We start from the raw sequence: 13,407 nt of genomic DNA on the forward strand, positions 1-13,407 counted from the left end.
AACCCCCATTTAACTCAACACTCTCCCGCGCTTTTTGTGATAACTTATGAAGTGCAGCCACGGTGATATAAAATTAGATCCGCATAATTACTGAAGAGGTTCTATGGCAATCTACCATTACTCAGTTATTCTTATAGAAGATTCGCCAGAAGAACGGTCACAATACTGTCGCTACTTCAGTGAGGATAGATTTGCTACCTATGAGATTTTTGAAGCTAAATCAGCATCAGAAGCTTTAACCTATCTGGCTTCAAATAGTCCAGACTTAATAGTTCTAGATTATCAACTGCCAGATATGGACACATTGGAATTTCTGTACCAGTTGCAGTTGCTATCTAGTGGTTATCAAATTCCAGTGATTATGTTAGGCGAAAAGACGGACGAAGCGATCGCCGTTGAAGCAATGAAAAATGGTGTCCAAGACTATATAGTAAAAAGCAAACTGACCTGTACTGGATTTCACCGCGCTATTCATACTGTTCTGGAAAAAAACCGTCTCATACGTCGAATTCGGATGCAAGAACAACAAAAACATTTATTGGCTGGAATCTTGCTCCATATTCGTCAATTTTGGCGTTTAGATGAAATTCTCACAACCGCAGTTCAAGAAGTTCAGGAGTTTTTGCAGGCTGATCGGGTGATAATTTATCAGATGGATTCCAACATGAATGGCAAAATTGTTGCCGAATCTATACTATCGCAATGGACAATTTGCTCAAACTTGGAAATTAAAGATATTTTTTTTCCAGAAAAACAAGAAATAACACATCATTACAGTAAAATTAGAGCAATTTCTGATATTTATAATGCCGAATTAACAGCCAGCCATATTCACCTATTAGAGCAATTTCAAGTTAAAGCTCATCTTGTTGTCCCAATTTTGTTAAACCAAGAAGCAAGAGGGCAGGTAACAAAATACAGCCAGCCAGAGGCAAAAGATCCTAACTTGGAAAAAGAAGTTTGGGGGTTGCTGATTGCTCACCAGTGCAGCACCACTCGTGAATGGGAGATAAATGAATTAGATTTACTCCAGCAACTGTCTGTGCAGCTGGCTTTAGCCATCCAACAGGCAGAACTTTATGAAAATTTGCAAACTCTCAATACATCTCTAGAGCAGAAAGTTCAAAAACGAACAAATGAACTACAAGCTAGTGAACGGAGATTCCGAGCCATATTCGATAACTCTTTTCAATTTACCGGACTGCTAACAACCGCAGGAATTGTACTGGAGGCCAACCAGACAGCTTTAACTTTTGCTGGACTGCAACTGGAGGAAGTAGTAAATAAACCATTCTGGGAAACCTCTTGGTGGAAAATTTCCCAGTCAACCCAGGATAACTTAAGACAAGCGATCGCACGTGCAGCCCAAGGAGAATTTATTCGTTACGAAGTAGATATATTAGGAGCAGGAAATCAAATCGCCACCATAGACTTTTCTATTCGTCCCCTCAAAGATGAACTAGGACAAGTAATCATGCTCATTCCAGAAGGGCGAAATATTAGTGATAAAAAGCGCATTGAACGTCAACACCAAGAGGTACTCAAAGCTCTACAAGCCTCAGAAGCTGAACTGCGAGGACTGTTCAATGCTATGGTCGATGTCATTCTGGTGACAGATAGAGAGGGACGTTATCTCAAAATTGCTCCCACCAAAGCAGATAAGCTTTATCAACCAGCTGAAGAATTGCTCGGTAAAACTGCCCATGAAGTTTTACCCGCTCACCTGGCAGATCAGTTTGTCAGAGTTATTGGGCAAACTCTAGATACACAACAAGCTTCAGAGCTTGAATACAGCTTACAGATAGGCAATCAAAAAGTTTGGTTTAGCGCCAAAGTATCACCAATTTCACAAGCATCCGTAATTTGGGCTGCACGAGACATCACTGCCGCAAAACGCAACGCCATCATTCGTCAACAAGCAGAAAAGGCGTTTGAAGAAAACCAAATTCTGTTGCAGGTGGTCATGGATAGTCTACCCATGGCCATCTTTTGGAAAGACCGCAACTATCGTTACTTAGGCTGCAACCGTCAACTAGTCTTAGATGCAGGAAAGTCATCTGCGGTGGAAATCCTTGGCAAAACAGACTTTGATATGCCCTGGAAAGAACAAGCACCTCTTTATCGAGCAGATGATTGCATCGTTATGGAGTCGGGTCAACCCAAATTCAATATTGAAGAACCATTTACCAAAAGTGGTAACATTCAGAGGTGGTTACGCACCAACAAAATACCACTGCAAAACTCAGATGGTGAAATTATTGGCGTTCTCTCCAGCTATGAAGACATTACAGAACGGAAGGAAATTGAACAGGCATTACAAGAAAGCGAACGACGCTATGCAACTCTAGCAACATCAGCCCCCGTTGGCATTTATCGCACCGATGCTCAAGGAAACTGCTTGTATGTAAATGATTATTGGTGTCAAATTGCCGGGTTAACACCCCAAGCAGCAGCAGGGTGCGGATGGCAAAGAGCCTTGCACTCGGAAGACCAAGAGCTAATTGCCGCAGAATGGGATCACCTAGTCCAAACAGGTAAAACATTTAGTTTAGAATATCGGTTTCAGGGACCGGATAGGGTGGAAACTTGGGTATTTGGTCAAGCAGTTCCAGAAATAGACTCAGAAGGAACAGTGACAGGTTATGTTGGTACAATTACTAATATTACTGGTCGCAAACAAACTGAAGAAGCTCTACGTCGAAGTCAACAGCTTTATCGCACTTTAGTAGATAACTTTCCTAATGGCGCGGTTGTGCTATTTGACCATAACCTGCGTTACCTACTGGTTGGAGGCTTGGGACTATCTTCTGTAGGTTTGAGCCAGGCAGAAATGGAAGGAAAAACAATTTGGGAAATTTTTCCAGCAGAAGTCAGTAAAGTAATCGCACCTTTGTTGCAACAATCACTAGCGGGAAAATCTGTGATTGCGGAAATAGCCTATGAAGAACACCTCTACATGAGCCATAATATCCCTGTCCGGGATGACCAAGGTAATGTGATTGGAGGCATCCTCATGACCCAGGACATTACTGAGCGAAAACAAACAGAACAGGAACGCGATCGCTTACTGCTAATTTTAGAAGAACAAAATCAGACTTTAGAGGCACAAGTTGCACAACGCACCGCAGAACTGCAACAAAGCAAAGAACGCTTCCGTAATCTTGTGGAAACCTCTAGTGATTGGGTGTGGGAAGTGAATGAATTTGGATTTTACACATATTGTAGTCCGCAAATTATTAACCTTTTGGGATATTCACCAGAAGAAATTGTAGGCAAAACTCCCTTTGATTTAATGCCACCAGAAGAAGCGGAAAGAGTAAGGAGCGAGTTTATGAAATTCGTCTCAGTTCAAGCTCCCTTTCAATGTTTAGAAAATATTAACTGCCATAAAGATGGGCGATTGATTACCTTAGAAACCAGCGCCGTACCTATTTTTGATACAGATAAACAATTTCGCGGCTATCGTGGCATGGATCGGGATATTACAGTCCGTCAACTCTCAGAAGCCGCATTACGCCAAAGTGAAGCTCGGTTTCAGAGGATTGCGACTAATGTTCCTGGAGTAATGTATCAATATATTCTTCATCCTGATGATTCCTATGAATTTGTATATATTAGCGATCGCAGTCGAGAACTATTTGAAATAGAACCAGCAACCATTCAACAAAATGCAAATGTCATATTTGACCTGATTCACCCAGAAGATTTGCCCTCATTACACGAGTCGATCACCCGTTCAGCAAATTCCTTACAGCAATGGTCATGGGAAGGAAGATTGATAACTCCATCCGGTCGGCAGAAATGGATTGAGGGTGTTTCCCAACCGGAACAGCAAGCCAACGGCGATATTTTATGGGATGGATTAATTCTAGATATTAGCGAACAGCAAATTGCACTTCGTGAACGAAAACAAATCGAAGTTGCACTCCGCAACCTGTCAGACCGATTGGATCTGGCAATCAAGTCTGCTCAAATTGGCATCTGGGACTGGGATATAGTCAACGATTACCTAGTTTGGGATGACCAAATGTATGCACTCTATGGAATCAACTCTTGGGACTTTAAAGGTGCTTATCAAGCCTGGGAAACTAGCTTGCATCCTGAGGATCATCTCTCAACCCATGCTGCTATCCAACAAGCCATTGCCGGAGACAAAGACTTCAAGCCTGAATTCAGGATTGTCTGGCCTGATGGCACAATCAAGTTTATCAAAGCCCACGCCCTTTTACAGCGTGACGAACAGGGAAAAGCTCTACGGATGATAGGCATTAATTTTGATATTACTGAGCGCAAACAATCAGAAGCCAAGTTACAGGAAGCAGAAATACAACTCCGCAATCTCTCAGATCGTCTGAAGTTGGCAGTAAAGTCGGCAAAAATTGGGATTTGGGACTTGGATTTGATCAACGACTCCCTATTTTGGGATGAGCGGATGTATGAACTCTTCGGTGTCTCGCGCGCGAGTTTTGACCCCAGTTATGGAGCTATAGAAAAATTTGAAAACCTTCTCCATCCTGATGATAGAGTTCCAGTCCGTGAAACTTTCCAACAAGCCATTGCTGAAGATAAAGAACTAGATACCGAGTTCAGAACTATATTGCCTAATGGCACAATTCGCATTATTAAAGCTTTTGGACTCTTGCAACGCAATTCCCAAGGGCAACCCCACAGGATGATTGGCATTAACTACGATATTAGCGATCGCAAACAAGCAGAAGCTGAAATTCTCCACAGTCGGGATTTGCGAGAGGCAATTTTTAATGAATCCGCTGATGCCCTATTCCTAGTCGATGCAGAAACCCTCAAAACTATAGATTGTAACCAACGCGCAGTAGAGATGTTTGCAGCTACCAATAAATCCAACCTCATTGGTATTGAAGGACATGAGTTACAAAAGGAGCAATTTAGCCCCGAACAGATGCAAGCAATTACGGAAGACATGGAGCAGCACGGCTTTTGGAGTCGGGAAATTGAATACAAAACCTTTCAAGGTAAATCATTTTGGGGCAACTTGGCCGCCAAGCAAATTACTGTCGCAGGTCAAAAAATGAACCTGGTTCGGGTGACAGATATTAGCCAACGCAAACTGGCAGAAACTCAATTGCAGCAGACCAATAAACAACTTGCCGCTTTCAACGAAGAACTCGCTCGCGCTACCCGTCTTAAAGATGAGTTCCTCGCCACCATGAGCCATGAACTACGCACCCCCCTCAACGCCATTTTGGGTATGTCAGAAGGGATGCAAGACCAAATATTTGGCACCATCAATGAGAAACAACGTCGGGGTCTACAAACCATCGAGCGCAGCGGACAACACCTGTTGGAATTAATTAACGACATCCTGGATTTATCCAAAATTGAAGCAGGTCAGATGGAATTACACTACACTTCCACAGCCATCAAACCACTTTGTCAATCCAGTTTGGCGTTTATTAAACAGCAAGCCTTCCAAAAACGTATCCAGCTTGAGGTCAGGATTCAACCTCATCTACCAGATTTAATGCTGGATGAACGACGCATCCGCCAAGTTTTAATCAATTTGCTCAATAATGCCGTAAAATTTACACCAGAAGGCGGGCAGATCACCTTAGATGTTACTTGCCAACGAATTGCTTCTGAGGCAGAGATGACATCCTTTCGAGATTGCATTCGCATTGCTGTAATTGATACTGGTATCGGTATTGCTCCTGAAAATATTAAGAAACTGTTTCAACCCTTCATCCAAATTGATAGCGCCTTAAACCGTCAATATGCTGGTACTGGTTTGGGTCTGTCTCTGGTGAAGCGACTGGTGGAAACACATGGTGGCAAGGTAGGAGTAAGCAGTGAACTCGGTGTTGGCAGCTGCTTTACTGTTGATTTACCCTGTGGGAACCTCTCTAGTTGTTCCCTAGAGTCAGGGAATCAGGCTTCAGCCGATTTCAATTCCTGTCCCATAGAAGCGGCTGAGTATTCACCTCTAATTTTGCTGGCAGAAGATAACGAAGGCAATATTTTTACTATCTCTAACTATCTAGAAGCGATAGGATACCGCATTATCTTGGCAAAAAATGGTCAGGAAGCGATCGCCCTTACCAAAACTCAAGTCCCCAATTTAATTTTGATGGATATTCAAATGCCAGGAGTAGATGGTTTAGAAGCAATCAAACAGATTCGCAGCCAATCTTCTTATTCACAAACAGACCTGCCCATTATTGCTCTCACCGCCTTAGCTATGCCCGGTGATCGGGAAAAATGTTTGGAAGCTGGAGCCAATGACTATCTCACAAAACCTATCACCCTCAAGCACCTAGCAAACATTATTAAAGAGCTTTTAACAGCAGCTAAATTTTCATAGCTTTTAACACTTGTCAGGAGTTACTCTTGTACTAGTACAGCACGGCGTAAATAAACCAACCATTCTAAGTCAATGAAAGGCCTATAGAATAAGTTTTTTGACTTTTGACTTTTGACTTCCGCCCTGCGGTGCTAGGGATTTCTATTTTGTAATAAAATATATAATTAGTTTAACTGTTATACTTAGATCAATAATTCAGAATCCAAAATCTTTGCGATCTCCGAACCTCTGAGGCTCACAAACTTCCAAAATCCAAAATCCAAAATCCAAAATCGGATGACCCCTAATTTAGCCAAAACCCAGTTTAACCTGGAACAGGCAATTACTTACGACCCATTGATTGTTTCTTCCGAGACACTGTTAACAGAAGTTTTGGTATTAATGAGTGCAACGCAAATCAGTTGCACTTTAACAGAAAATACTGATCCTAGCGATTCGTCTTTACCTGAAGAAAACAGCAACTGTTGCGTTTTAGTTGTTGATAATCACGTTTTGGTGGGACTTTTTACTGAGCAAAACTTGATCAGGCTGAGTGCAGAGAGGAAATCACTCATAGGAGTGAGGATAGGTGAGGTGATGGCCAGTTCCGTTATTACCTTGTATAAGTCTCAATTTAATAGTGTATTTGTCGCCTTAAATTTACTACAACAACATCAGATTCGTTATTTGCCATTATTAGATGATCATGGCAAGGTGATAGGACTTATCACTTATGAAAGTTTACGTAAATTATTACGCCCAGTCGAGTTGCTGAGATTACGTTTAATTGCGGAGGTAATGACGCAAAATGTTATCCATGCAACAACTACAGCTAGTCTTTTGAGTGTCATTGAGTTGATGGCAAAGTATGGCGTTAGCAGCGTTGTAATTGTTACTGAACAGGAACAAAATCCAGGATCTCACAATTTATCTCTAAACCATTCTCCCTTATTGATACCTGTAGGCATTATCACTGCTAAAGATGTAGTACAATTCCACACTTTAAAACTGGATTTAGAGCAAGTCCAAGCGCAAGCTGTGATGAGTAGAAGAATATTTGCCTTAACTGCTCAAAATTCGCTGTGGTCGGCGCGGTTGCTGATGGAGCAAAAGCAAATTCGCTATATTCTGGTTACTGGCAATCAAGGGGAATTACAGGGAATACTATCCCAAAGCACCCTATTGCAACTTCTCAATCCTACAGAAATTTACAAACAGGTGAAGTTATTAACAACAAAAATTAACCGCCTGGAAAGAGAAAAACTAGAATTGCTGGAAAGGCGTAATGCTGAACTAGAAACAGCTGTTCAACAGCGCACCCAGGAATTGAAATATCAAGCTCAACAAGAACGATTATTAGCAGATGTAGCTGGAAGGATACGCTCATCCCTCAATTTACAGGAAATCTTAGATGTATCTGTCATGGAAATGCGAAAGTTGCTGGAGTGCGATCGCGTCTTAGTTTACCAGTTTCTAACCCATGATAGCGGTAAAGTAGTAGCCGAATCAGTGGCAACAGGTTGGACTCCATCACTCTATCATCAAATTGATGATCCCTGTTTTCAAGCCAATTCCGCACGCTTTTATCTCCAAGGTCAGTACTTAGCTGTGGCTAATGTCCATGAAGTGGGCTATTCAGAATGTTATCAACAAATGTTAGCTCAGTATCAGGTCAAGTCAAATTTAGTAGTGCCAATTCTGGTAGAACATCAGTTATGGGGTTTATTAATTGGCCATCAATGTGCTAAATATTCTCCATGGGAAGAATCCAACTTAGAAATTTTAGAGCGATTAGCAGTACAAATAGCGATCGCAATTCAGCAAGCCAAAGCCTACGAAAAATCTCAAACTGAATTACAAGAACGTCTCAAAGCAGAATCAGCTTTACGAGAAAGCGAAAAACTATTTCGGACTACCTTTGAGCAAGCTGCCGTAGGCATGAGCCATACAGCATTAGATGGACAATTTCTGCTAGTCAATCAGAGCTACTGTCAAATTTTAGGTTATTCAGAAGCTGAACTACTATCCCTGAATTATCAAAGCATCACCCATCCTGAAGATTTAGCAGCAGATGTAGAAGGTATCAAAAAACTACTGTCCGGTGAAATTCAAACCATTAATCGAGAAACACGCTACATTCGTAAAGACGGAACAGTAGTCTGGGGGAATTTAACCGTCACCTTATTAAGAAGTTCTACTGGTAAACCAAAACATTTTATTGTCGTCCTCCAAGACATAAATGATCGGAAAATAGCAGAAGCCTCTTTAAAAGCACTCAATCAAAAACTAGCAACTAGAGTAAAGGAACGCACATTAGCACTCCAGCAAAGCGAACAGAGATTTCTCACTCTGTTTACAGCTGCTCCTGATTTTATTTACCTCCTGGACATGAATGGCATTATTCTAGAGGTAAATAGAGCAGTACTCGAAAAATCTGGCTATAGTGAAAACGAATTAATAGGACAACAAAATCTATCTTTTTACTCGCTCCCATCCCAACAACTAATTATAGATAGAATCCCCATTTTATTGGCGAATGGAACAGATGAAAAAGAAGTGGAGTTTATTTCCAAAAATGGCAGCATCCACATTCTGAATTGTTCTGCTTCTATAGTTTATAACACAGAAAGCCAGCCAGAATATATATTACTTATACAAAAAGATATTACTGAACGTAAACAGACAGAAAAGAATTTACTCTGTGTCACTCAATTACAAACAGCAATTTTAGATGGAGTTGACTATTCGATTATTTCCACATCTGTAGATGGCATTATTCAAACTTTTAATGCGGCTGCCCAAACTAAATTAGGGTATAAACCAGAAGAAGTAATTGGTATCCATACACCAGCACTGATTCATGACCCAGAAAAATTACAGCAACGAGCAATTACTCTTTCTCAGGAACTAGGTAGACCAATTGCTCCTGATTTTGAAGTATTTACAATCAAAGCCAGGGAAGGAGTTGTTAATGAAGAAGAATGGCCATACATTCGCAAAGATGGTTCTCGATTTCCCGTGCTTCTATCTGTAACAGCTTTACGAGATGCCCAAAACAATATTACTGGGTTTGTAGGCATTGCCAAAGATATTACCCACCAAAAGCAGTCAGACGAAGCTCTACAAAAAACGCTCAAAGAGCTATCTGATTTTAAATATGCTATGGATCAAGCTTCTATTGTGGCTATTACTGACCCCAAAGGCATTATTACCTATGCCAATGAAAACTTCTGTCGAATTTCCGAGTATTCCCAAACAGAATTAATTGGTAATACTCATCGTTTGGTCAATTCTAATTACCACCCACCACAGTTTTTTACCAATTTGTGGTCAACCATTACCAGTGGTCAAGTGTGGCGTGGAGAAATTTGTAACCGGACAAAATCAGGAACTAACTACTGGGTATATTCAACAATTGTACCATTTTTAGATGGGCAAGGTAATCCATTACAATACCTAGCAATTCGTGCAGATATTAGCCACCGCAAGCGCATGGAAGATGACTTACGTCAGCGTAATGATCAGCTGGCAATAGCTAACGAAAAACTAGAAATAGCCACCAAATCAAAAGACGAATTTCTCGCCAACATGAGTCATGAACTACGTACCCCCCTGAATGCAATTTTAGGGATGGCTGAGGCGCTACAAGATCACATATTTGGAGAAATTAACCCTCAGCAACGACGTGCAGTAGAAACCATCGAACGCAGTGGTAAACACTTGTTGGCTTTAATTAATGATATTCTTGACCTCACAAAAATCGCCTCTGGCAAACTTCAGTTACATCCAGCAGCTGTATCAGTTTTTTACCTTTGTCAATCCAGTATCACCCTGGTTCGTCAACAGGCAATTCAAAAAGGTCTTGATCTCAGAGTCAATGTTCCAGAAGGGTTGGCAGACATTTATGTTGATCAAAGATATATGTGTCAGGTTTTGACCAACCTGTTAAGCAATGCAATTAAATTTACACCTGAAGGTGGTAATATCAGTTTAGTAGTAAAACTAGAACCAGCTTGGACTCAAGTCAATCAAACCACCGCTATTCAGTTTTCCGTTATGGATACAGGCATTGGTATTGCTCCAGAAAATATCCACAAATTGTTTCAATATTTTGTCCAAATTGATACAAAACTAAATCGCCAATACAGTGGAACAGGTTTAGGTTTAGCTTTGGTTAAACAAATTACAGAATTACATGGTGGCAGCATCAGCGTTGAAAGCACACTTGGTCAAGGCAGCTGTTTTACCGTCAAGTTACCTTATCAACCTGCACCTCAACAGCTTTTAACTACTGATAACCAGAGTCCAACAAGAGATGAGAATGAACATCATTATTCAAGGCTAATATCTAATACCAGACCTGTGAACGCTAATGCCTTAATTCTTTTGGTGGAAGATAACGAAGCGAATATTAGTACAGTTTCAGATTATCTCATTAGTCGCGGCTATCGCTTGCTAGTGGCTAGAAGTGTTACAGAGGCTATTACACTAGCCCAAACCCAAACACCTCAGTTGATATTAATGGATATTCAGATGCCAGGAATGGACGGTTTAGAAGCCAGCCGTCAAATTCGTGCAAATAAATCTTTAGAAAATATTCCCATTATTGCCCTTACTGCGTTAGCTATGCCTGGAGATAGGGAACAATGTATTCAGGCTGGAATTAATGAATATTTATCTAAGCCTGTCAGACTCAAGCAATTAGTCGATACAATTCAAAGTTTTTTGGATAAATCACAAGACTATAAAGGGAATATACAGGGAATATAAAGGGAATATAAAGATGGATAAACCAATTTCAATTCTTGTTATTGATGACGAACCAGATAACTTTGATGTCATAGAAGCTTTACTACTCCATGAGCAATATCATATTAACTATGCTTCCAGTGGAATCAAAGCTCTAGAACGCATGAGTGTCATGCAACCAGATTTGATTTTATTAGATGTAATGATGCCAGATATGGATGGCGTTGAGGTTTGCAAAAAAATTAAAAATCATCTCCAATGGCAGCATATTCCCATCATCATGGTGACAGCCCTCAATTCTAAAGAAGATTTAGGGATGTGCCTAGCTGCTGGTGCTGATGATTTTATCAGCAAACCTGTCAATAAAACTGAATTGCAAGCAAGAATTCGCTCGATGTTGCGCTTGAAGCGACAGTATGACAACCTTCAAGAACTCATACATTTGCGAGAAGATATGGTAAACATGATTGTGCATGATCTGCGTAATCCATTAACCAATATTGTACTGTGTGCGGAAATTCTCAAATTCCCCAAATTATCATCAGAAAGTCAGCTATCCAAACTTGACCAAATTATTATTGGTTCACGACAACTGCAATCTATGATTAACGATTTGCTGTTTATGGCCAAGTTGGAATATGGCAGGATGCAGCTATACCAAAAAGAAGTTGATTTGTATCAGATGTGTACTTCTGTGCTAACAGATTTCGAGTTGTTAGCAGCGCAGAATAACATCAAACTGATAGGGGATTTGCCCGCGCCTGGTGGTAGTGTGAGTTTAGATTCAGCACTCTTTAGAAGAGTTTTAGATAATCTTATATCCAATGCTATTAAGTTTTCACCGAGTAATAGTCAAATCATCTTAAAAGCAAATTATCCCTTGCCTAACGAAGTTAAGATTCAGGTGATTGACACAGGCACAGGAGTGAGTGAAGAACTACGAGATATGATTTTCCAGAAGTATGAAATAGGAAATGTTGTTCAGGGTATTAACCAAACTGGTTTGGGTCTGGCATTTTGTAAAATGGTGGTTGAAGCTCATGGTGGGCAAATAACTGTGGAAAATAATTACCCGACTGGTGCAATATTTAGCGTCGAGATCAGCACAAATGCTAGGGTGGTAACGCAAAGCGAAATTAAAATTTAAAAATTAAAATTTAAAATTTAAACAAGGAACTCTTAACAGAGTTTTCTAATCTGCACCTTCAGGCAGAAGCTAAACTTTACAAGCCATATCCCCGTTAAAGCGTAAATTGTATTTGTGAAAAAGAGAAGATACAAAGCTTAACTTGTAAGCTTTGTGTCTATGCTAAGGAATTGCTCTATTTATGGAGTAAGGTACTAGTACAGCGCGGCGTAAATAACCCAACTATTCCAAGTCAATGAAAGGCCTATAGAATAAGTTTTTTGACTTTTGACTTTTGACTTTTGACTTTTGATTTCCGCCCTGCGGTGCTAGATCAAAGAAAAAATGTATATTAATGTTCAAAACCAGGAAAGATGGGTTCAATAGATAATAAAATATTGTTGATCACAAATATATACATACTTGAAAATATTGCTATTTCGATGAAAAAGATTTTAATAATTGAAGACGAGACCCAAATTCGCAATAACCTTCAGCTCATATTAGAGCAGAGTGGCTATGAAACCATTACTGCTGCTGATGGTCAAATTGGAGCAGAGACAGCCAAAAATCAACTTCCAGATTTAATTTTGTGTGATGTCATGCTTCCTGGATTAGATGGTTATGGTGTATTGTCCAGTTTACGTGAAGATAAAATCACTGCCATGATCCCGATTATTTTCCTTACTGCTAAAGCTGATCGACTTGATCAACGGTATGGAATGGAACTTGGAGCCGATGATTATTTAACAAAACCCTTTGAGACAAATGAACTCTTGCGAGCGATCGCTACCCGCTTAGAACGGAGGGAAACCTTCAATCAACAATATATAGAGCAAGGCAAACACAAAAAAACTCTCGAAAAAGAAGTTCACACAACTCAACAAAAACTGGACGAAACTGCAAAAATATCATCATTACAAGCTGAATTACTGTCCAAAATCACAGAAGATTTACGCAATCCTCTTTCTAATATCAACATGGCAATTTATATGCTTAAGCAAGCGCAATCAGAGGAAGATAGCGCACGTTATCTGATGGTGTTACAAGAAGAATGCGCCCGCGAAATTCAAATTCTGAATGAAATTGAAAATCTTCAAAAGTTGTTGACACCGGAAAATACTAAACTTCTGCAAAGATGGAAGTTGATTAGTTAACCTATTTTACCAGTACCGCAAGGCAGAAGCCAAAAGTCAAAAATCTTATGGAGTAAGCT

4 protein-coding genes are annotated in these 13,407 nt (G+C 40.3%); all 4 read left to right on the plus strand.

Annotated features, from left to right (window positions below; translation table 11 throughout):
- The first annotated feature begins 103 nt into the window (after positions 1-103).
- Entirely contained in the window at positions 104-6,337 is a 6,234-nt protein-coding gene (locus ACLLO5_RS08725; RefSeq protein ID WP_413175066.1) for a PAS domain S-box protein, read from the plus strand.
- Between the two features lie 276 nt (positions 6,338-6,613).
- The gene (locus ACLLO5_RS08730; protein WP_413175067.1) at positions 6,614-11,086 is read left to right on the plus strand and encodes a PAS domain S-box protein; all 4,473 of its coding nucleotides are present in this window, start codon (positions 6,614-6,616) and stop codon (positions 11,084-11,086) included.
- Positions 11,087-11,099: 13 nt separating this feature from the next.
- A complete protein-coding gene (locus ACLLO5_RS08735) occupies positions 11,100-12,212 on the plus strand; it encodes a response regulator (RefSeq protein WP_413175068.1) in 1,113 nt (370 codons plus the stop codon).
- 422 nt (positions 12,213-12,634) lie between these two features.
- Complete coding sequence (locus ACLLO5_RS08740; protein WP_413175069.1) at positions 12,635-13,348, plus strand: response regulator; 714 nt, start codon at positions 12,635-12,637, stop codon at positions 13,346-13,348.
- Positions 13,349-13,407: the final 59 nt, after the last annotated feature.

This window comes from Anabaena azotica SJ-1, assembly GCF_047275885.1.
Lineage (GTDB): Bacteria > Cyanobacteriota > Cyanobacteriia > Cyanobacteriales > Nostocaceae > Trichormus_B > Trichormus_B azotica_A.